Source organism: Cellulomonas sp. Marseille-Q8402 (genome assembly GCF_965119525.1).
The window spans coordinates 817,274-838,921 of sequence record NZ_CBCPLX010000001.1 but is presented as its reverse complement, the minus strand read 5'-3'; the positions used below and the strand labels follow the sequence as shown (position 1 = coordinate 838,921).

The 21,648-nt window shown below is 71.2% G+C and carries 13 protein-coding genes and 3 rRNA genes; all 16 read left to right on the top strand.

Annotated elements, in window-relative coordinates:
* A complete protein-coding gene (gene argC / locus ACWPWW_RS03925) occupies positions 1-1,071 on the top strand; it encodes an N-acetyl-gamma-glutamyl-phosphate reductase (RefSeq protein ID WP_454049036.1) in 1,071 nt (356 codons plus the stop codon).
* Positions 1,068-2,249, top strand: coding sequence for a bifunctional glutamate N-acetyltransferase/amino-acid acetyltransferase ArgJ (argJ, locus tag ACWPWW_RS03920; protein WP_454049035.1), 1,182 nt, complete (start codon positions 1,068-1,070; stop codon positions 2,247-2,249). The genes argC and argJ overlap by 4 nt, the downstream gene beginning before the upstream one ends.
* Positions 2,246-3,262, top strand: a complete 1,017-nt coding sequence (argB, locus tag ACWPWW_RS03915) for an acetylglutamate kinase (RefSeq protein ID WP_454049034.1) — start codon at positions 2,246-2,248, stop codon at positions 3,260-3,262. The genes argJ and argB overlap by 4 nt, the downstream gene beginning before the upstream one ends.
* Positions 3,263-4,549, top strand: coding sequence for an acetylornithine transaminase (locus ACWPWW_RS03910; protein WP_454049033.1), 1,287 nt, complete (start codon positions 3,263-3,265; stop codon positions 4,547-4,549). It begins immediately after the preceding gene.
* The gene (gene argF / locus ACWPWW_RS03905) at positions 4,546-5,481 is read left to right on the top strand and encodes an ornithine carbamoyltransferase (RefSeq protein ID WP_454049032.1); all 936 of its coding nucleotides are present in this window, start codon (positions 4,546-4,548) and stop codon (positions 5,479-5,481) included. The genes ACWPWW_RS03910 and argF overlap by 4 nt, the downstream gene beginning before the upstream one ends.
* A complete protein-coding gene (locus ACWPWW_RS03900) occupies positions 5,478-6,026 on the top strand; it encodes an arginine repressor (protein WP_454049031.1) in 549 nt (182 codons plus the stop codon). The genes argF and ACWPWW_RS03900 overlap by 4 nt, the downstream gene beginning before the upstream one ends.
* Positions 6,027-6,082: 56 nt before the next feature.
* A complete protein-coding gene (locus ACWPWW_RS03895; RefSeq protein ID WP_454049030.1) occupies positions 6,083-7,321 on the top strand; it encodes an argininosuccinate synthase in 1,239 nt (412 codons plus the stop codon).
* Positions 7,314-8,729, top strand: a complete 1,416-nt coding sequence (gene argH, locus ACWPWW_RS03890; protein ID WP_454049029.1) for an argininosuccinate lyase — start codon at positions 7,314-7,316, stop codon at positions 8,727-8,729. Before ACWPWW_RS03895 ends, argH begins: the two co-directional genes overlap by 8 nt.
* Positions 8,730-8,737: 8 nt before the next feature.
* Positions 8,738-9,334: a uridine kinase gene (locus tag ACWPWW_RS03885; protein ID WP_454049028.1), complete on the top strand. Its 597-nt coding sequence runs from the start codon at positions 8,738-8,740 to the stop codon at positions 9,332-9,334.
* Positions 9,331-10,095 carry a DNA-3-methyladenine glycosylase gene (locus tag ACWPWW_RS03880; protein ID WP_454049027.1) on the top strand — a complete coding sequence of 255 codons (765 nt, stop codon included), beginning with the start codon at positions 9,331-9,333 and terminating at the stop codon, positions 10,093-10,095. Before ACWPWW_RS03885 ends, ACWPWW_RS03880 begins: the two co-directional genes overlap by 4 nt.
* Positions 10,096-10,148: 53 nt before the next feature.
* Positions 10,149-11,420 carry a tyrosine--tRNA ligase gene (tyrS, locus tag ACWPWW_RS03875; protein ID WP_454049026.1) on the top strand — a complete coding sequence of 424 codons (1,272 nt, stop codon included), beginning with the start codon at positions 10,149-10,151 and terminating at the stop codon, positions 11,418-11,420.
* Between the two features lie 794 nt (positions 11,421-12,214).
* Positions 12,215-13,737: ribosomal RNA gene (locus tag ACWPWW_RS03870) — 16S ribosomal RNA — on the top strand.
* A gap of 373 nt (positions 13,738-14,110) precedes the next feature.
* A 23S ribosomal RNA gene (locus ACWPWW_RS03865) occupies positions 14,111-17,235 on the top strand.
* A gap of 101 nt (positions 17,236-17,336) precedes the next feature.
* Positions 17,337-17,454, top strand: a 5S ribosomal RNA gene (gene rrf, locus ACWPWW_RS03860).
* The 16S, 23S and 5S rRNA genes sit together here, the layout of an rRNA operon.
* A 2,220-nt stretch (positions 17,455-19,674) precedes the next feature.
* On the top strand, positions 19,675-20,535 hold the full coding sequence (locus ACWPWW_RS03855) for a hypothetical protein (RefSeq protein ID WP_454049025.1): 861 nt from the start codon (positions 19,675-19,677) through the stop codon (positions 20,533-20,535).
* Positions 20,532-21,605 carry an HAD-IIA family hydrolase gene (locus ACWPWW_RS03850; RefSeq protein WP_454049024.1) on the top strand — a complete coding sequence of 358 codons (1,074 nt, stop codon included), beginning with the start codon at positions 20,532-20,534 and terminating at the stop codon, positions 21,603-21,605. Before ACWPWW_RS03855 ends, ACWPWW_RS03850 begins: the two co-directional genes overlap by 4 nt.
* The last annotated feature ends 43 nt before the right edge of the window (positions 21,606-21,648 follow it).

The window sequence follows — 21,648 nt, the reverse complement described above, 5'->3', positions numbered from 1 at the left end:
ATGCACATGTCCTTCTCCGTCGCCGTCGCGGGCGCCTCCGGGTACGCCGGCGGCGAGACCCTGCGGCTCCTGCTCGGCCACCCCGACGCCCGGATCGGCGCGCTCACCGCGCACAGCAACGCCGGCACCCGCCTCGGCGCGCACCAGCCGCACCTGCGGGCGCTCGCGGACCGCGTGCTCACGCCGACCTCGGTCGACGAGCTCGCCGGGCACGACGTCGTCGTCCTGGCCCTGCCGCACGGCGCCTCGGGCGAGATCGCCGCGGCGCTCGCGGACCGGGGCGACGGTGCGGTCGTCGTCGACCTCGGCGCGGACCACCGGCTGACCGACCCGGACGCGTGGCGCCGGTTCTACGGGACCGAGCACGCCGGCACCTGGCCGTACGGCATGCCCGAGCTGCTGCACGCGGGGGAGTCCGCCGCGACCGCCCAGCGCGCCGCGCTGAGCAGCGCCCGGCGGATCGCCGTCCCGGGCTGCAACGTCACGGCGGTGACGCTGGCGCTGCAGCCGGGCGTCGCGGTCGGCGTGGTCGACCCCGGTGACGTCGTCGCGGTGCTGGCCGTCGGGTACTCGGGGGCGGGCCGCACCCTCAAGCCGCACCTGCTGGCCTCCGAGGCGCTCGGCTCCGCGCAGCCGTACGCCGTCGGCGGCACCCACCGGCACGTCCCCGAGATCGCGCAGAACCTCGGCGTCGCCGGGGCGGCGCGCACCGGCCTGTCGTTCACGCCCGTGCTCGTGCCGATGTCCCGCGGGATCCTCGCCACGGTCACCGCGCCGCTCGCCCCCGGGGCCGACGCCGCCGCCGTCCGGGCCGCGTGGGAGACCGCCTACGCCGCCGAGCCGTTCGTCGAGCTGCTGCCGGAGGGGGAGTGGCCGGCCACCGCCGCCACCACGGGCGCCAACTCGGCACTCGTCCAGGTCGCCGTCGACGAGGCCGCTGGCCGGGTGGTCGCCGTGTGCGCGCTGGACAACCTGGTCAAGGGCACCGCGGGCGCCGCGGTGCAGTCGCTGAACCTCGCGCTCGGGCTGCCCGAGCGCACCGGCCTCACCACCGAGGGAGTCGCCCCGTGACCGCCGTCGAGACGCAGGGCGTGACCGCGCCGGCCGGCTTCCGCGCCGCCGGGGTCACCGCCGGCCTCAAGCCCTCCGGCAAGCCCGACCTCGCGCTCGTCGTCAACGACGGCCCGCTGCAGGTCGCCGCCGGGGTGTTCACCTCCAACCGCGTCGTCGCCGCGCCGGTGGTCTGGTCCCGCCAGGCCGTCGCGGACGGCGTCGCGACCGCCGTCGTGCTGAACTCGGGCGGCGCGAACGCCTGCACCGGGCCCGAGGGCTTCCTCGACACGCACCGCACCGCGGAGCACGTCGCCGAGGTGCTGGGCACCTCCGCCGGCGACGTGCTGGTCTGCTCGACCGGCCTGATCGGCGAGCGGCTGCCGATGGACGTCCTGCTCCCCGGTGTCGGCGCCGCGGCGGCCGCGCTGTCCCCGACGGCCGGTCCCGACGCCGCGACCGCGATCATGACCACCGACACCGTCGCCAAGACGGCCGCGGTGGTCGGCGACGGCTGGACGGTCGGCGGCATGGCCAAGGGCGCGGGCATGCTCGCGCCGGGCCTCGCCACGATGCTCGTCGTGCTCACCACCGACGCCGTGGTCACCGCCGAGCAGGCCGACGCCGCGCTGCGGGGCGCGACCCGCACGACGTTCGACCGGGTCGACTCCGACGGCTGCATGTCGACCAACGACACCGTGCTGCTGCTGGCGTCCGGTGCGAGCGGGGTGACCCCGGACCCCGAGGCGTTCGCGGTGGCGGTCGCGGCCGCGTCGGCGGACCTCGCCCGGCAGCTCGTCGGTGACGCCGAGGGCGCCTCGCACGACATCGCGGTCACCGTCACCGGCGCGACCACCGAGGAGGCCGCGGTCGCGGTCGCCCGGGCGGTGACCCGGTCCAACCTCTTCAAGGCCGCCGTGTTCGGCAACGACCCCAACTGGGGCCGCGTGCTGGCCGCGGTCGGCACCGTCCCCGAGGACGTCGCGCCGTACGACCCGAGCACCCTCGACGTGTCGATCAACGGCGTGCAGGTCTGCCGGGCCGGGGGTGTGGGCGACCCGCGCGAGGGCGTCGACCTGGCCGCGGCCCGCGAGGTGCGCGTCGACGTCGACCTGCACGCGGGCGACGCCGGCGCGACCGTCTGGACCAACGACCTCACGCACGACTACGTCCACGAGAACAGCGCGTACTCCACATGAGCGACATCCCCGTCGAGGACTTCGTGTTCAACACCCGCACCGACCTGCGCCCGGACCAGAAGGCGGAGGTGCTGATCGAGGCGCTGCCGTGGCTGCAGCGGTTCGCCGGCGCGCTCGTCGTGGTCAAGTACGGGGGCAACGCGATGGTCGACGACGACCTCAAGCGCGCCTTCGCCGAGGACATGGTGTTCCTGCGCCAGGTCGGCCTGCGCCCCGTCGTCGTGCACGGCGGCGGCCCGCAGATCAACGCGATGCTGGACCGGCTCGGCATCGAGTCGGAGTTCCGGGGCGGGCTCCGGGTCACGACGCCGGAGGCCATGGACGTCGTCCGGATGGTGCTGACGGGGCAGGTGTCCCGCGAGCTCGTCGGCCTGCTCAACGCGCACGGCCCGTACGCCGTCGGCCTGTCCGGCGAGGACGGCGGCCTGCTGCGCGCACGCCGCCGGACCGCGACCGTCGACGGCGAGCAGGTGGACGTCGGCCTGGTCGGCGACGTCGTCGAGGTCAACCCGGGCGCCGTCCACGACCTGCTGGACGCCGGCCGGATCCCGGTCGTGTCCACGGTCGCGCCGGACGTCGAGGACCCGACGCAGGTGCTCAACGTGAACGCCGACACCGCGGCGGCCGCGCTGGCCGTGGCGCTCGGCGCGCGCAAGCTCATCGTGCTGACGGACGTCGAGGGCCTGTACACGTCCTGGCCGGACCGCACGTCGCTGGCCCGGCGGATCCGCGCCGGCGCGCTCGCCGACCTGCTGCCGTCCCTCGACTCCGGCATGCGCCCCAAGATGGAGGCCTGCTGGCGGGCCGTGCAGGGCGGCGTCGGCCGCGCGCACGTCATCGACGGCCGGCAGGCGCACTCGATCCTGGTCGAGGTCTTCACCTCGGACGGCATCGGCACGATGGTGCTCCCCGACGACGAGCCCGTGCCGTCCCCCTTCACCGCGCCGATCCCGCAGGTGGCGTCCCCCGCACCGCCCGACGTCCCGACGCACCAGAACCCCGAGGTGAGCTGAGTGAGCGACCAGCAGCTGACGCCCGAGCCGACCCCCGACCTGGTGGGCCGCGACTCCGTGGCGCACTGGACCGAGCGGTACGGCCACGCGCTCATGGACACGTTCGGCGCGCCGCAGCGCGTGCTGGTCCGTGGCGAGGGCCCGTACGTCTGGGACGCCGACGGGGCGCGGTACCTCGACCTGCTCGGCGGGATCGCGGTCAACTCGCTCGGCCACGCGCACCCGACGCTGACCGCCGCCATCTCGGCGCAGCTCGGCACGCTCGGCCACATCTCGAACTTCTTCGCCAGCCCGACGCAGATCGCGCTCGCCGAGCGGCTGCTGGCCGTCGCGGACGCGCCGGCGGGCTCGCGGGTGTTCCTCACGAACTCCGGCACCGAGGCCAACGAGGCCGCCTTCAAGATGGCGCGCCGGAACAGCGAGGGACCGGGCGGTGTCCGGCGCACGCGGGTCCTCGCGATGGAGGGCGCGTTCCACGGCCGGTCGATGGGGGCGCTCGCCCTGACGTCGAAGGCCGCGTACCGCGAGCCGTTCGAGCCGCTGCCCGGCGGCGTCGAGTTCCTGCCGTTCGGCGACACCGCCGCGCTGGAGGCCGCGTTCGCCGACGGCGCGGGGGACACGGTCGCGGCGGTGTTCCTCGAGCCCATCCAGGGCGAGGCCGGCGTGCTCCCGCTCCCGCCCGGGTACCTGGTCCGCGCCCGCGAGCTCACTGCGGCGCACGGCGCGCTGCTGATCCTCGACGAGGTGCAGACCGGCATGGGCCGCACCGGCGTCTGGCTGGCGCACCAGCACCCGCACCTCGGCGGCGGCATCCGCCCCGACGCGGTGACGCTGGCCAAGGGGCTCGGCGGCGGCTTCCCCGTCGGCGCGGTCGTCGCGTACGGCGAGCGGGCGGCGACGCTGCTCGGGCGCGGGCAGCACGGCACCACCTTCGGCGGCAACCCCGTCGCGTCGGCCGCGGCCCTCGCGACCATCGGCGTCGTCGAGCGCGACGGGCTGCTGGCGCACGTCACCGACCTCGGCGCGTGGTGGCGGTCGCAGATCGCGGCGCTCGGCCACCCGCTGGTCGCCGAGGTGCGCGGCGAGGGCCTGCTGATCGCGGTGCAGCTCACCGCCCCGGTCGCGGCGGAGGTCGCGTCCCGCGCCCTCGCCGGCGGCTTCATCGTCAACCCGTGCACGCCGAGCACCCTCCGGCTCGCACCCCCGTACGTGCTGACCCGCGAGCAGGCGGCGACGTTCACCGACTTCCTCGCGGACCTGCCGCACGACCTGGAGCCGCCCGCATGAGCCCCCGGCACTTCCTCCGCGACGACGACCTGAGCCCCGCCGAGCAGGCCGAGGTGCTCGAGCTCGGCCTCGCGCTGCGCGCCGACCGGTTCGCGCGGCAGCCGCTCGCCGGCCCCCGCGCGGTCGCGATCATCTTCGACAAGCCGACGCTGCGGACCCAGGTGTCGTTCACGGCGGGCGTCGCCGAGCTCGGCGGCTACCCGCTGGCCGTCGACGGCAACCTGGCCCGGATCGGTGTGCGCGAGTCCGTGGCGGACACCGCCCGCGTGCTCGGCCCCCAGGTGGCTGCCGTCGTGTGGCGCACGCACGCGCAGGCCCGGATCGAGGAGATGGCCGCGTACGCCGGCGTGCCGGTGGTCAACGCGCTGACCGACGACTTCCACCCGTGCCAGATCCTGGCCGACCTGCTCACTCTCGCCCAGCACTGGGGCGGGGTCGGCGCGCTGGCCGGGCGGACGTTCGCGTACACCGGCGACGGCTCCAACAACATGGCGCACTCGTACCTGCTGGGCGGGGCGACCGCGGGCCTGCACGTGCGGATCGCCACCCCGGCCGCGTACCTGCCGGCGCCTGCGGTGGTCGAGGCCGCGGCCGCGATCGCCGCCCGCACCGGCGGCTCGGTCACGGTGACGGACGACCTCGCCGCGGCCGTCACGGGCGCGGACGCCGTCGCCACGGACACCTGGGTCTCGATGGGCCAGGAGGGCGAGGCCGCCGAGCGGGAGCAGCCGTTCGTGCCCTACCGGCTCGACGCCGCGGCGCTCGCCCTGGCCGCCCCCGGCGCACTGGTGCTGCACTGCCTGCCCGCGTACCGCGGCAAGGAGATCACCGCCGAGGTCCTCGACGGCCCCCAGTCGGTCGTCTGGGACGAGGCCGAGAACCGGCTGCACGCGCAGAAGGCGCTGCTGGCCTGGCTGCTGGAGCGGTCGTGACCGGCGCGCACGCGGAGGAGGCCCCGACCACCACCGGGCGGGTCCCCGCGACTAAGGCCGGCCGGCACGCGCTGATCCGCAGCCTGCTGTCCCGGCAGTCGGTGCACTCGCAGTCCGAGCTCGCGGACCTGCTGGCGCACCAGGGCGTGTCCGTCACGCAGGCGACGCTGTCCCGCGACCTCGTCGAGCTGCGCGCCGTGAAGATCCGCACGCCCACCGGGTCGCTCGCGTACGCCGCGCCGGGGGAGGGCGGCGACCGCTCGCCCGCGCCCGTCGTGGACGCCGAGGCGCTCGCCTCCCGCCTCGCCCGGCTCTGCTCCGAGCTGCTGGTCACCGCCGAGGCGTCCGGCAGCCTCGTCGTCCTGCGCACGCCGCCCGGCGCCGCCCAGTTCCTCGCCTCGGCGATCGACCACTCCGTGCTCCCCGGCGTGCTCGGCACGATCGCCGGGGACGACACCGTCCTCGTCATCGCCCGCGAGGGCGCCGACGGCCCCGAGGGCACCGCGCTGGCCGCGCGGTTCCTCGAGCTCGCGACCACCGGCTGACGCCGGCACGTCGCCCACCCATCGTTCGCAGCACCCTGACACGAAAGAGAAGACACATGACTGAGCGCGTCGTCCTCGCCTACTCGGGCGGCCTGGACACCTCCGTGGGCATCGGCTGGATCGCCGAGGCGACCGGCGCCGAGGTGATCGCCGTGGCGGTCGACGTCGGCCAGGGCGGCGAGGACCTCGAGGTCATCCGGCAGCGTGCCCTGGACTGCGGGGCAGTCGAGGCCTACGTGGCCGACGCCCGCGACGAGTTCGCCGCCGAGTACTGCATGCCGGCGCTGCGGGCCAACGGCCTGTACCTGGACAAGTACCCGCTGGTGTCCGCGCTGTCCCGCCCCGTCATCGTCAAGCACCTGGTGCGCGCCGCCCGCCAGTTCGGTGCCACGACGGTCGCGCACGGCTGCACCGGCAAGGGCAACGACCAGGTGCGGTTCGAGGTCGGCATCACCTCGCTCGCGCCGGACCTCAAGTGCCTCGCGCCGGTCCGCGACCTCGCCCTGACGCGCGACAAGGCCATCGAGTTCGCCGAGCGCAAGAAGCTCCCGATCGCGACCACCAAGCACAACCCGTTCTCGATCGACCAGAACGTGTGGGGCCGCGCCGTCGAGACCGGCTTCCTCGAGGACATCTGGAACGAGCCGACCAAGGACGTCTACACCTACACCGACGACCCGACGTTCCCGCCGGTCGCCGACGAGGTCGTCATCACGTTCGAGCAGGGCGTCCCCGTCGCGCTGGACGGCGTGCCGGTCACCCCGCTCCAGGCCATCCAGGAGATGAACCGCCGTGCGGGCGCCCAGGGCGTCGGCCGGATCGACATCGTCGAGGACCGCCTGGTGGGCATCAAGTCGCGCGAGGTCTACGAGGCGCCCGGCGCGATGGCGCTGATCGCCGCGCACCAGGAGCTCGAGAACGTCACCGTCGAGCGCGAGCAGGCCCGGTTCAAGCGCCAGGTCGAGCAGCGCTGGACCGAGCTGGTCTACGACGGCCAGTGGTTCTCCCCGCTGAAGAAGTCGCTGGACACCTTCATCGACGACACCCAGCGGTACGTCTCCGGCGAGGTCCGCATGGTCCTGCACGGCGGCCGCGCGACGGTCACCGGCCGGCGCTCGGAGACGTCGCTGTACGACTTCAACCTGGCCACCTACGACTCGGGGGACACCTTCGACCAGTCGGCCGCGCGCGGGTTCATCGAGATCTACGGCCTGTCGTCCAAGCTTGCCGCCGCGCGCGACGTGAAGTTCGGCAACGCCGAGGACCTGGGCCACCAGGGCGGCATCGGTGCCTGAGCAGGCCGGCGCGCTGTGGGGCGGCCGGTTCGCCGGCGGCCCCGCCGACGCCCTGGCGGCGTTGTCCAAGTCGACGCAGTTCGACTGGCGGCTGGCGCCCCAGGACATCGCCGGCTCGCAGGCGCACGCCCGCGTGCTGCACGCGGCCGGGCTGCTGGACGACGCGGGGCTCGCCGGCATGCTCGACGCGCTCGAGCGGCTGCGGGCCGACGTCGCGTCCGGGGCGTTCGTCGCCGCGGAGTCCGACGAGGACGTGCACGGCGCCCTCGAGCGCGGGCTCATCGAGCGTGCCGGCGCCGACCTCGGCGGGCGGCTGCGCGCCGGACGGTCGCGCAACGACCAGATCGCCACGCTGGTGCGGATGTACCTGCGGGACTCCGCGCGCGAGATCGTCGGGCTGACCCTCGACGTCGTCGACGCGCTGGTCGCGCAGGCGGCCGCGGCCGGCGACGCGATCATGCCGGGCCGCACGCACCTGCAGCACGCGCAGCCGGTGCTGCTCGCGCACCACCTGCTGGCGCACGCGTGGCCGCTGCTGCGCGACGTGGACCGGTACGTGGACTGGGACCGCCGCGCGGCCGTCTCTCCCTACGGCTCCGGCGCGCTCGCCGGGTCGTCGCTGGGCCTCGACCCGGCGGCGGTCGCCGCCGACCTCGGGTTCGACGGCCCGGTGGAGAACTCGATCGACGGCACCGCGTCCCGCGACGTCGTCGCCGAGTTCGCCTGGGTGTCCGCGATGCTCGGCGTGGACCTCTCCCGGTTCGCCGAGGAGGTCGTCCTGTGGTCGACGCACGAGTTCGGCTTCGTCCGCCTGGACGACGCCTACTCGACGGGGTCGAGCATCATGCCGCAGAAGAAGAACCCGGACGTCGCGGAGCTCGCGCGCGGCAAGGCGGGCCGGCTGGTCGGCGACCTCACGGGGCTGCTGACGATGCTCAAGGGGCTGCCGCTCGCGTACAACCGCGACCTGCAGGAGGACAAGGAGCCGGTGTTCGACCAGGTCGACACCCTCACCGTCCTGCTGCCGGCGTTCGCGGGGATGACCGCGACGCTGACCTTCGACACGGCGCGGATGGCGGCGCTCGCCCCGCAGGGGTTCTCCCTCGCCACCGACATCGCGGAGTGGCTGGTGCGCGAGGGCGTGCCGTTCCGCGTGGCGCACGAGGTCGCGGGCGCGTGCGTCCGGGCCTGCGAGGAGCACCAGCCGCCGGTCGAGCTCTGGGACCTCACCGACGACGAGCTCGCCGCGATCCACCCCGCCCTCACCCCGGCCGTCCGGTCGGTGCTGTCGGTCGAGGGCTCCGTCGCGTCGCGCTCGGCGCACGGCGGCACCGCCCCCGTCCGGGTGGCGGAGCAGCTGGAGCGGGCCCGGGCCCGCGCCACCGAGCTGCGGACCTGGGCGTCCTGACCGGCACCGTGCGGCCGGAGGCGGAGGGGCACGACGACGCTGCCGGCGTCGTCGTGCCCCTGCTGCTGCGTGCGCCCGCCCGGCTGGGGCCGGTGCGGGTCGTCGCGGTCGACGGCCCGGCCGGCTCGGGGAAGACGACGCTCGCGGCGGCGGTGGCGGCGGCCTGCACCGGGGCGGGCGCGCAGGCGCACGTGGTGCACATGGACGACCTGTACGCCGGCTGGTCCGGCCTCGAGGGGGACCTCTGGCCGCGCCTGGCCGCCCAGGTGCTGGAGCCGCTGCGCCGCGGACGGCCCGGACGGTTCCAGCGGTACGACTGGATCACGGGGCGGTTCGCCGACTGGGTCGACGTCCCGGTGCCGGACGTGCTGGTCCTCGAGGGCTGCGGCTCCGGCCGACGGGCCGCGGCGCCCGACCTGAGCCTGCTGGTGTGGGTCGAGGCGGACCCGGCGACGCGGCTCGCGCGCGGCCTCGAGCGCGACGGCGCGGACGCCCGGCCGCACTGGGACCGGTGGATGCAGGACGAGGCCGCGCACTACGCGCGGGAGGGCACGCGCGGACGCGCCGACGTGCGGGTGGACGCATGGGGCAGGATGGCCCGGTGAGCCAGGCGGACCCGGGGAGCGGCGTGGGCGCGGTCGCGGGTGCGCCCGTCGCGTCCGGCGTGCCCGATGTGCCTGACGTGCCTGACGTGCCCGGGGTCGTCCCCGCGCGCAGCTGGTACGCCCGGCCCGTGCTCGCCGTCGCCGCGGACCTGCTCGGCGCGCACGTCACCGTCCGCTCCGCCGAGGGCGACGTGACGATCCGGCTGACCGAGGTCGAGGCCTACGACGGCGAGTCCGACCCCGGGTCGCACGCGTTCCGCGGCCGGACGGCGCGCAACGCGGTCATGTTCGGCGAAGGCGGCCGGCTCTACGTCTACCGGCACCTCGGCCTGCACCACTGCGTGAACGTCGTCACCGGCACCGCGGGCCGCGCGTCGGCCGTGCTGCTGCGGGCGGGCGAGGTCGTCGACGGCGTCGACCTGGCGCGCGAGCGCCGGCTGCGGTCCGGCGTCGTGGACTCCGACCGGCAGATCGCCCGCGGCCCCGCCCGGCTCGCCGTCGCGCTGGGGCTCGACCTGGGCGACTACGGGGCCGACCTCACCGAGGCCGGCGGCCGTGTGGTCGTGCACCGCGACCCGGCCGGTGCCATCCCCGCGCACGCCAGCGGTCCGCGCGTCGGCGTGGCGGGGCCGGGAGGGGACGCGGGCCGGTTCCCCTGGCGGCTCTGGCTGACCGGGGAGCCCACGGTCTCCGCCTTCCGGCCCGCGTATCGCCGGCCGGCGTCGACAAGCAGCCCGCAGCGCGGGACGACGCCGGCATGACCTCGACCGCCGACGGTGCGGCCCCCGCGGCCGCGCGATGCAAGGAGCACGACGTGACCCACCTCCTGGACGAGCTCGCCTGGCGCGGCCTCGTCTCCCAGACCACCGACCTCGACGCACTGCGCGCGGCCTTCGACGCCGGCCCCGTGACGCTGTACTGCGGGTTCGACCCGACGGCACCGAGCCTGCACATCGGCAACCTCGTCCAGATCCTCACCGTGCGCCGGATCCAGGACGCCGGGCACCGGCCCGTCGCTCTCGTCGGTGGCGCGACCGGCCTCATCGGCGACCCCAAGATGGCGGGGGAGCGGACGCTCAACTCGCCGGACGTCGTGGCCGGGTGGGTCGAGCGGATCCGGCGGCAGATCGCCCCGCTCCTGGTGTTCGAGGGCGACAACGCCGCCACGCTGGTGAACAACCTGGACTGGACGGCGCCGCTGTCGGCGATCGACTTCCTCCGGGACGTCGGCAAGCACTACCGGCTCGGCACCATGCTCGCGAAGGACACGGTCGCGCGCCGGCTCAACTCCGACCAGGGCATCTCGTTCACCGAGTTCAGCTACCAGATCCTGCAGGGCATGGACTACCTGGAGCTCTTCCGGCGGCGCGGCGTGACGCTGCAGACCGGCGGCAGCGACCAGTGGGGCAACCTGCTGTCGGGCGTGGAGCTGGTCCGCAAGGTCGAGGGCGCCGCCGTGCACGCCCTGACCACGCCGCTGATCACGAAGGCCGACGGCACCAAGTTCGGCAAGACCGAGTCGGGCACCGTCTGGCTGGACCCCGACCTCACGTCCCCGTACGCCTTCTACCAGTTCTGGCTCAACGCCGACGACGCCGACGTCGTCCGGTACCTCAAGGTGTTCACGTTCCGGAGCCGCGAGGAGATCGAGGCGCTCGAGCAGGCCGTCGCCGAGAAGCCCGCGGCGCGCGAGGCGCAGCGTGCCCTGGCCTACGACGTGACCGCGCTGGTGCACGGCACCGAGGCCACCGACAAGGTGATCGCGGCCAGCCGGGCGCTGTTCGGCGGCGGCGACCTCGCCGCGCTCGACGCCGCCACGCTGGGGGCGGCGGTGGCCGAGCTGCCGACGGCCGAGGTGCGGGTGGGCGAGCCCCTCGTCGACGTGCTGGCCGCGACCGGCCTGGTCGCGAGCAAGGGCGCCGCGCGCCGGGCGGTGGCCGAGGGCGGTGCGTCCGTGAACAACCGGAAGATCACCGACGACGCCGCCGTGGTCGAGGCCGCGGACCTGCTGCACGGGCGCTGGCTCGTCCTGCGCCGCGGCAAGCGGACCCTCGCGGTCGCGCACCTCGCGGACGCGTCGGCCTGAGCGACCCCGGCTCGGGTCCCGCGCGGGGCCCGGGCAGTGCGCGGGGCCCGGGCCGTCGCGCACGGCCCCGGCCGGCGCTCCGGTTGCGGGACCGGGCCGGCGACGGCAGTCTGAACGGGACGTGACGGGCGTCGCACCGGCGGCCGTCGCAGAACCACGGCACCACCCCGGCCGACCGGCGGCGAACCTGCAGGTCAGCGCGGTGTGCCCCGTCGTCGGCACCCCCCGGTCGGCTGGCTTGACGACGACCGAAACGTCCGCGTAATGTTCTCTGAGTCGCCCGGCAGGGAGGAACGGACACCGAGGGTTCACCCCGGTGGCTGGTCCCGCGGGACGACGACCCCCAGCAGGACATGACGACGCCTCGGCGTCTGCATCGTCGTGCCGGACCGGGCAGGAAGAGCCGCGATGTGCGACTCGGAATGTCCGATAGAGTGGGAATGTCGGGCCGGGGAAACATCCGGTCAGACGGACCGACAAGCTCTGCTAGATTTGAGAACGAGCCTCCGGCCAGGAGCCCGCAAGGGTGAGTGGGGGATGCGCGTCTGTTCTTTGAGAACTCAACAGTGTGCCTAAGTAGTTGATGCCATATCGGTGCATCGGCTCGGGTCGTCGCCTCGTTCGGGGTGGTGGTTCGTAGTTGGTGTGCTTTGTTGGTGTCGTGGGTTCGGCCCTGCTCCGTCTGGGTCGGCCCGCACAGCCATTTTGAACTGATCATCCCTTCGTCAGCGTGGGGGTGGTCGTTTCGTGTGTCGGTGGATCGCCGCTTTCGGGTGGTGGTTGCCATGTAGACATTAACGGAGAGTTTGATTCTGGCTCAGGACGAACGCTGGCGGCGTGCTTAACACATGCAAGTCGAACGGTGAAGCCCAGGCTTGCTGGGTGGATCAGTGGCGAACGGGTGAGTAACACGTGAGTAACCTGCCCCTGACTCTGGGATAAGCCTTGGAAACGAGGTCTAATACCGGATACGAGACGCTCGGGCATCTGAAGCGTCTGGAAAGATTTATCGGTCAGGGATGGACTCGCGGCCTATCAGGCTTGTTGGTGGGGTAAAGGCCTACCAAGGCGACGACGGGTAGCCGGCCTGAGAGGGCGACCGGCCACACTGGGACTGAGACACGGCCCAGACTCCTACGGGAGGCAGCAGTGGGGAATATTGCACAATGGGCGCAAGCCTGATGCAGCGACGCCGCGTGAGGGATGAAGGCCTTCGGGTTGTAAACCTCTTTCAGCAGGGAAGAAGCGCAAGTGACGGTACCTGCAGAAGAAGCGCCGGCTAACTACGTGCCAGCAGCCGCGGTAATACGTAGGGCGCAAGCGTTGTCCGGAATTATTGGGCGTAAAGAGCTCGTAGGCGGTTTGTCGCGTCTGCTGTGAAAACTCGAGGCTCAACCTCGGGCTTGCAGTGGGTACGGGCAGACTAGAGTGCGGTAGGGGTGACTGGAATTCCTGGTGTAGCGGTGGAATGCGCAGATATCAGGAGGAACACCGATGGCGAAGGCAGGTCACTGGGCCGCAACTGACGCTGAGGAGCGAAAGCATGGGGAGCGAACAGGATTAGATACCCTGGTAGTCCATGCCGTAAACGTTGGGCACTAGGTGTGGGGCTCATTCCACGAGTTCCGTGCCGCAGCAAACGCATTAAGTGCCCCGCCTGGGGAGTACGGCCGCAAGGCTAAAACTCAAAGAAATTGACGGGGGCCCGCACAAGCGGCGGAGCATGCGGATTAATTCGATGCAACGCGAAGAACCTTACCAAGGCTTGACATACACCGGAAACTTCCAGAGATGGTTGCCCCGCAAGGTCGGTGTACAGGTGGTGCATGGTTGTCGTCAGGCTCGTGTCGTGAGATGTTGGGTTAAGTCCCGCAACGAGCGCAACCCTCGTCCTATGTTGCCAGCGGGTCATGCCGGGGACTCATAGGAGACTGCCGGGGTCAACTCGGAGGAAGGTGGGGATGACGTCAAATCATCATGCCCCTTATGTCTTGGGCTTCACGCATGCTACAATGGCCGGTACAAAGGGCTGCGATACCGCGAGGTGGAGCGAATCCCAAAAAGCCGGTCTCAGTTCGGATTGGGGTCTGCAACTCGACCCCATGAAGTCGGAGTCGCTAGTAATCGCAGATCAGCAACGCTGCGGTGAATACGTTCCCGGGCCTTGTACACACCGCCCGTCAAGTCACGAAAGTCGGTAACACCCGAAGCCGGTGGCCCAACCCTTGTGGGGGAGCCGTCGAAGGTGGGACTGGCGATTGGGACTAAGTCGTAACAAGGTAGCCGTACCGGAAGGTGCGGCTGGATCACCTCCTTTCTAAGGAGCCTTCTGGCACCTGCGCTTCGTGTGTGGGTGTGCAGAGACCAGGCCCGGACCGTACGCGTTCGGGGTGGTGCTCACGGGTGGAACATCAACTACGGCGACTCCTCGTGGGGTCGGCATCGCGTCAGTACTCCGCCTTCGGGTGGTCGGAACCTCGCACCGCTGATCTCGCCGGGTCGCCTGGGCACGCTGTTGGGTCCTGAGGGAACAGCCCGCTTTGGGGGTGTTGCTTCATGACGGGCCCGGTCGGTCGGTCGAACCGCTCACTGCTGTGATGGTGGGTAGGCGCCGGCGTGAGACTCGGGGATCGTTCGTTGTTTGAGAACTGCACAGTGGACGCGAGCATCTTTTAAAGTAATGTCTTTGTGGTCAAGTTTTTAAGGGCACAGGGTGGATGCCTTGGCACTAGGAGCCGAAGAAGGACGTTGTAGCCTGCGATAAGCCTCGGGGAGTTGGCAAACGAACCGTGATCCGAGGATGTCCGAATGGGGAAACCCCGCACGAGTCATGTCGTGTGACCCGCACCTGAATATATAGGGTGTGTGGAGGGAACGCCGGGAAGTGAAACATCTCAGTACCGGCAGGAAGAGATATTCCGTGAGTAGTGGCGAGCGAAAGCGGATCAGGCCAAACCGTATGCGTGTCAAGCCGGCAGGCGTTGCGTGTACGGGGTTGTGGGACCTTTCAGATGATTCTGCCGAGTCGTCAGGGAGTCAGAAAGCCGCGTTATAGTCGAAGGGCATTGAAGGCCCGGCACAGAGGGTGGTACCCCCGTAGACGAAATGACGTGGCCTCCCGAAGGGGATCCCAAGTAGCACGGGGCCCGAGAAATCCCGTGTGAATCTGGCAAGACCACTTGCTAAGCCTAAATACTACCTAGTGACCGATAGCGGACAAGTACCGTGAGGGAAAGGTGAAAAGTACCCCGGGAGGGGAGTGAAATAGTACCTGAAACCGTGTGCCTACAATCCGTCGGAGCCTCCCTAGCAGGGGTGACGGCGTGCCTTTTGAAGAATGAGCCTGCGAGTTAGTGGTACGTGGCGAGGTTAACCCGTGTGGGGAAGCCGTAGCGAAAGCGAGTCCGAATAGGGCGATACAGTCGCGTGCTCTAGACCCGAAGCGAAGTGATCTAGCCATGGGCAGGTTGAAGCGCGGGTAAGACCGCGTGGAGGACCGAACCCACCTGGGTTGAAAACCGGGGGGATGACCTGTGGTTAGGGGTGAAAGGCCAATCAAACTTCGTGATATATCCTGGTTCTCCCCGAAATGCATTTAGGTGCAGCGTCACGTGTTTCTTGCCGGAGGTAGAGCCTACTGGATAGCCGATGGGCCCCACCAGGTTACTGACGTTAGCCAAACTCCGAATGCCGGTAAGTGAGAGCGTGGCAGTGAGACTGCGGGGGATAAGGCTCCGTAGTCGAGAGGGAAACAGCCCAGACCACCAGGTAAGGCCCCTAAGCGTATGCTAAGTGGGAAAGGATGTGGAGTTGCACAGACAACCAGGAGGTTGGCTTAGAAGCAGCCACCCTTGAAAGAGTGCGTAATAGGCTCACTGGTCAAGTGATTCCGCGCCGACAATGTAGCGGGGCTCAAGTATACCGCCGAAGGCTGTGGCATTCACATTTCAGGCAGGCCTTCGTGGTCCAGCCGTGTGGATGGGTAGGGGAGCGTCGTGTGGCGGGTGAAGGCTGCGGGGTAACCCAGTGGTGGACGCCACACGAGTGAGAATGCAGGCATGAGTAGCGAATGACGGGTGAGAAACCCGTCCGCCGAATGACCAAGGGTTCCAGGGCCAGGCTAATCCGCCCTGGGTAAGTCGGGACCTAAGGCGAGGCCGACAGGCGTAGTCGATGGACAACGGGTTGATATTCCCGTACCGGCGAAGAACCGCCCATACCGAGCCCGGTGATGCTAAACGCCCGAGCCGCCGCACCGACTCCTTCGGGAGTCACCGCGGCGGGGAGCGCGTGACCCGATCCGGTAGTAGGTAAGCGTATTAACAGGAGTGACGCAGGAAGGTAGCCCAGCGTGGCGATGGTAGTCCACGTCCAAGGCCGTAGGGCGAGTGGTAGGCAAATCCGCCACTCACATAGCCTGAGAACCGATGGTGACAGCGTATGCTGGATGATTGGGTGATCCTATGCTGCCGAGAAAAGCCTTCGACGCGAGGTTCTAGCCGCCCGTACCCTAAACCGACTCAGGTGGTCAGGTAGAGAATACCAAGGCGATCGAGAGAATCGTGGTTAAGGAACTCGGCAAAATGCCCCCGTAACTTCGGGAGAAGGGGGCCCTGAAGCGTGTACCGGCTTGCCCGGGAAGCGTGGAGGGCCGCAGAGACCAGGGAGAAGCGACTGTTTACTAAAAACACAGGTCCGTGCGAAGTCGCAAGACGATGTATACGGACTGACGCCTGCCCGGTGCTGGAAGGTTAAGAGGACGGGTCAGCCGCAAGGCGAAGCTCAGAATTTAAGCCCCAGTAAACGGCGGTGGTAACTATAACCATCCTAAGGTAGCGAAATTCCTTGTCGGGTAAGTTCCGACCTGCACGAATGGCGTAACGACTTCTCCGCTGTCTCAACCGCGAACTCGGCGAAATTGCACTACGAGTAAAGATGCTCGTTACGCGCAGCAGGACGGAAAGACCCCGGGACCTTTACTATAGTTTGGTATTGGTGTTCGGTGCGGCTTGTGTAGGATAGGTGGGAGACTGTGAAGCCGGCACGCCAGTGTCGGTGGAGTCAACGTTGAAATACCACTCTGGTCGCTCGCTGGATATCTAACCTCGGTCCGTGATCCGGATCAGGGACAGTGCCTGATGGGTAGTTTAACTGGGGCGGTTGCCTCCTAAAATGTAACGGAGGCGCTCAAAGGTTCCCTCAGCCTGGTTGGCAATCAGGTGGCGAGTGCAAGTGCACAAGGGAGCCTTGACTGTGAGACTGACAGGTCGAGCAGGGACGAAAGTCGGAACTAGTGATCCGGCGGTGGCTTGTGGAAGCGCCGTCGCTCAACGGATAAAAGGTACCCCGGGGATAACAGGCTGATCTTGCCCAAGAGTCCATATCGACGGCATGGTTTGGCACCTCGATGTCGGCTCGTCGCATCCTGGGGCTGGAGTAGGTCCCAAGGGTTGGGCTGTTCGCCCATTAAAGCGGTACGCGAGCCTGGGTTTAGAACGTCGTGAGACAGTTCGGTCCCTATCCGCTGCGCGCGCAGGAAACTTGAGAAGGGCTGTCCCTAGTACGAGAGGACCGGGACGGACGAACCTCTGGTGTGCCAGTTGTTCCGCCAGGAGCACGGCTGGTTGGCTACGTTCGGAAGGGATAACCGCTGAAAGCATCTAAGCGGGAAGCCTGCTTCAAGATGAGGTTTCCACGCCCCCTCGAGGGGTGAGAGGCTCCCGGCTAGACCACCGGGTAGATAGGCCGGATGTGGAAGGCAGGACGCAAGACTGCCGCAGGCCGACCGGTACTAATAAGCCGACAACTTCACCACAACACTTTTTGTTGCTACGCGTCCACTGTGCGGTTCCCGAACCACGAGCACCCCTGCACCCACACCGGTGCAGGCCCGTGTGCTTGACAGTTCGACAGAGTTACGGCGGTCATAGCGAAGGGGAAACGCCCGGTCCCATTCCGAACCCGGAAGCCTAAGCCCTTCAGCGCCGATGGTACTGCACTCGCCAGGGTGTGGGAGAGTAGGACGCCGCCGGAACATCATTCACGAAGAGCCACCCCGCGAGGGGTGGCTCTTCGTCGTTCCCGGGGAAACTCGGGAATTCTGTCGCGACGGGCTCCCGACGCCCCCGCTGTGACGCCGCAGCGTTTCCGCTCACTCGGCGCGACGTTCCGGGCGTGGTGGGACGAGGATCCGGGCGCGGTGACGCGAGGGTCCCGGCGTGATGACGCGACGATCCGGCGAGGTCGACGCATTCATTCGCGTGATGGTGGTGACAGGCGCGCCGCGTCGGTGGGGGTTCCGGTGTCGCGCCGGCGGATGTCTTGGTGGGAGCAGGCGCAGCACGCGGTTGCCGGCGACTGCGTCTGCGGGCGTCGGTTCGTGCGAGGCCGAGGCCCGCGGGTGGGTGCTTCTCGTCGAGAGGGGCGTTTCCCCGCCCCGATCTCGACCCGAACCGCCGATCTCGGCGGATTCCACTGATCTCGGCGTGAGGTCGACCACGCAGCGGCGTGCACGCGGAGCGGCGGACCGGGCGCGCGAGCTTCTGACGCGTGGATCTGTCCACTACCGACACATGGTGCCGCCGTTCCCGATGCGAGGTCCTGGGCGGGTGGATGAGACGATGGTCAGCGGTCGAATGACGAGGAGACGCAGGACATGAGCAGCGACGAGCGCGGGACGCGTTCGGCGGACGAAGGTGACCGCCGTAGCGGCGGTGGCGTCGGACGCTACGGCAACACCAACGGAGCACGCCCCGCGGGCGGTGCTCGACCCGCACGTGCACCGAGGGTCGCGGGCCAGCGCGCCCGCACCGGCGCCGGGGACGCGCGTGGCACGGGCGAGCGGAGCGGCTATGCCGGCTCCCGCCCGGACCGCGGCGGACGGACGGACGCCCGGGACGCCCGCGCCCCGCGTGGCGGTGACCAGCGTGACGGCGGCTACCAGGGCGACCGCGGTGCGCGCCCCGGCCCCGAGCGTGGCGGCTTCCAGGGCGATCGCCCCGGCCGGTCCGGCGAGGGTCGGGACCAGCGCCGCACGGGTGGCTACCAGGGCGACCGTGGCGGTCGTCCGGCGGGTGCTGGCTACCAGGGTGGCGATCGTCGCGAGCGCAGCGGCGGAGACCGCGACGACCGGGCGGGCGGCGGTTACGGTCGCGGTGGCGCGGAGCGCACGGGTGGCTACCAGGGCGATCGTGGTGGTCGTCCTTCGGGTGGTGGCTACCAGGGCGATCGTGGTGGTCGTCCTTCGGGTGGTGGCTACCAGGGCGATCGTGGTGGTCGTCCTTCGGGTGGCGGCTACCAGGGTGCCCGTGGGGAGCGCACGGGTGGCGGCTACCAGGGTGACCGTGGTGGTCGCCCGTCCGGTGCTGGCTTCCAGGGCGGCGACCGTGGTGGTCGTCCTGGTGGCGGCTACCAGAGCAGCCGGTCCGAGGGCGGCTACGGGCGCGACCGCGGCGAGCGCACGGGTGGCGGCTACCAGGGTGACCGTGGCGGTCGTCCCTCGGGTGCTGGCTACCAGGGCGACCGTCCCCGGGACGCCGGCGCGCGCGACGACCGTGGCGGCTTCCGCCGGGAGCAGGGTCCGTCGCAGAGCCGGGGCTACGGCTCGCGCGACCGCGACGACCGCGGTCCCCGCACCGAGGGTGCGGGCGGGCGTCCGAGCGGCTTCCGTCGAGATGACCGGGCGGACTCGCGTGGGCCTCGTCCGGAGCGGGACGACGCGCGAGGCGGCTACCGCAGCGACCGCCGGGACGGTGGCGACCGCGGCGGTTTCCGCCGGGACGACCGGGACGCGCGTGGTGGCGACCGGGGTGGTTTCCGGCGTGACGGCGACGACCGCCGCGGGGGTGCTCCGCGGGACGACCGCGGCGGCTTCCGGGGCGAGCGTCGCGAGGGCGGGGAGCGTGGCTCGTACGGCCGTCCCGCGCAGGGGCCCGGCGAGCGTCCTCGCGGGTCGTACCAGGACCGGCCGCGACGTGACTCCGCGGACGGTCCCGGGTTCCGCCGGGACGGGGACTCCCGTGGCGAGCGTCCGGGCGGCTTCCGCCGTGACGCGGGCGACCGTCCGGCGCCCCGTCGTGAGGGTGGCGAGCGGTCCGGCGGCGTCCGCGACGACCGGCGCGGCCCGCGTGACGACCGCGGCGGTGCCCGTCGCGACGAGGGCCGTCCGGCCCGTGGCGGCTTCGGCGACCGGAGCTCCGGGCCGCGCCGCGACGCCGACGAGCGTCGTCCGAGCCGCCCGCCGCAGACGGTCCGCGTGTACGGTCCGGACATCCCCGAGGACGTCGAGTTCGGGATGCTGGACCGCGACGTCCGTGCCCGGCTGCGCACGCTGAGCAAGGACAACGCGAGCATCGTCGGCCGGCACCTGGTGATGACCGGGCGCCTGCTCGACGAGGACCCGGAGCTCGCCTACGAGCACGCCCAGGCCGCGGTGCGGCACGGCGGCCGGGTGGACGTGGTGCGCGAGGCCGCCGGTCTCGCGGCGTACCGCACGGGCCGGTTCGCCGAGGCGCTGCGGGAGCTGCGCACGGTGCGGCGCCTGAACGGCTCGTCCGAGCACCTCGCGGTGATGGCGGACTGCGAGCGCGGTCTGGGCCGCCCCGAGCGCGCCCTGACGCTGGCCGCGTCCCCGGAGGCCGAGCAGCTCGACACGGAGGCCCGCGTGGAGCTGGCGATGGTCGTGAGCGGCGCGCGCCTGGACATGGGCGACCCGGACGCGGCGATCGCCGCGCTCGCCGGGATCGCCGGCGGTCCGGTGCGCACGCTCCTCGCGGCGCGGGTCGCGCAGGCCCGGGCCGACGCGCTCCGGGCCGCGGGCCGCACGGAGGAGGCCGACGCCACGGAGGCCGCGGTGCCGCCGGCGCTGCTCGCGCAGGTCGCGGACGGCGGCGAGGGGGAGGACGACGTCGTCGTCTTCGACCTCGGGGAGGACGACGCCGACGCGGACGGGGCCGACGAGGAGTCCGAGGCCGACCACGCCGACGACGCCGGCCACGCCGACGAGGCAGACGAGGCCGACCACGCCGACGACGAGCGCGAGCCCGCCCTCGACGATCCCGAGGACGCGGCCGCTCAGGACGCCCACGCGGGCGCGACGGACACGGAGGACGAGTGACCGACGCACGACTGCTCGGCAGCGACATCCCGCTGGCGGAGCGCTACGACCTGGCGCTGGTCGACCTGGACGGCGTCGCCTACCGGGGTCACGAGCCCATCGACGGGGCGTCGGCCGGCCTGGCCGGCGCCCGGGCGGCGGGCATGCGCCTGGTGTTCGTGACGAACAACGCGTCGCGGGAGCCGGAGTCCGTGGCCGAGCAGCTGACGTCGCTCGACATCCCGACGGAGCCGGGCGACGTGCTGACGGCGGCGCAGGCCGCTGCGGCGCTGCTGGCGACGCGGCTCGAGCCGGGCGCGAAGGTCCTCGTCGTCGGTGGCGCGGGCCTGGTCACGGCGGTGCGGGTCGCGGGCTTCACCGTGGTCACGTCCGCCGACGACCGGCCCGAGGCCGTGGCACAGGGGTTCGCGCCCGAGCTGGGCTGGGCGCAGCTGGCGGAGGCGGCGTACGCGGTGTCGGCGGGTGCGTGGTTCGTGGCGAGCAACCTCGACCTGAGCCTGCCGACCGCCCGGGGCTTCGCGCCGGGCAACGGGGCGCTGGTCGGGGCGGTGCAGGCGGCGACGGGTGTGGTCCCGGACAGCGCGGGCAAGCCGGCGTCGACGATGTACGAGATCGCGGTACGGCAGCTCGGCGCCCGGGAGGCGCTGGTCGTCGGCGACCGCCTGGACACGGACCTCGCCGGCGCACGGTCGGGCGGGTTCGCCGGCCTGCACGTGCTGACGGGCGTGAGCTCGGCGCGGGACGACGTGCTCGCGCCACCCGCGCTGCGCCCGCACTACGTCGCGGCGGACCTGGGCGGTCTGCTGGTCCCGCACGCGGTGCCGGTGCCCGCCGACGGCGGCTGGTGGACCTGCGGCGACGCCGCGGCCCGCGTCGTCGACGGGAAGCTGGACCTCGGTCGGGCGTCCGGCGGCGCGCCGGACCCGGCGGAGGCGTCGATCGACCTGGTGCGCGCCGCGTGCGCCGCGGCGTGGGCCGCGGTCGACGCCGGTGCGGAGCTGGACCCGGTGTCGGTGCCGGACCTGCGTGTCACCCCCGAGGACGCCGCCGGCGTCGGTACGGGCCGGTAGCCTGTCCGGCGAGCACGGGCAGGGGGCCGTGCGGTCGCGTGCA

Coding starts and splice junctions, on each gene's coding strand:
- argC (WP_454049036.1), top strand. CDS start 1: ATGCACATGTCCTTCTCCGTCGCCGTCGCGGGCGCCTCCGGGTACGCC.
- argB (WP_454049034.1), top strand. CDS start 2,246: ATGAGCGACATCCCCGTCGAGGACTTCGTGTTCAACACCCGCACCGAC.
- argF (WP_454049032.1), top strand. CDS start 4,546: ATGAGCCCCCGGCACTTCCTCCGCGACGACGACCTGAGCCCCGCCGAG.
- ACWPWW_RS03895 (WP_454049030.1), top strand. CDS start 6,083: ATGACTGAGCGCGTCGTCCTCGCCTACTCGGGCGGCCTGGACACCTCC.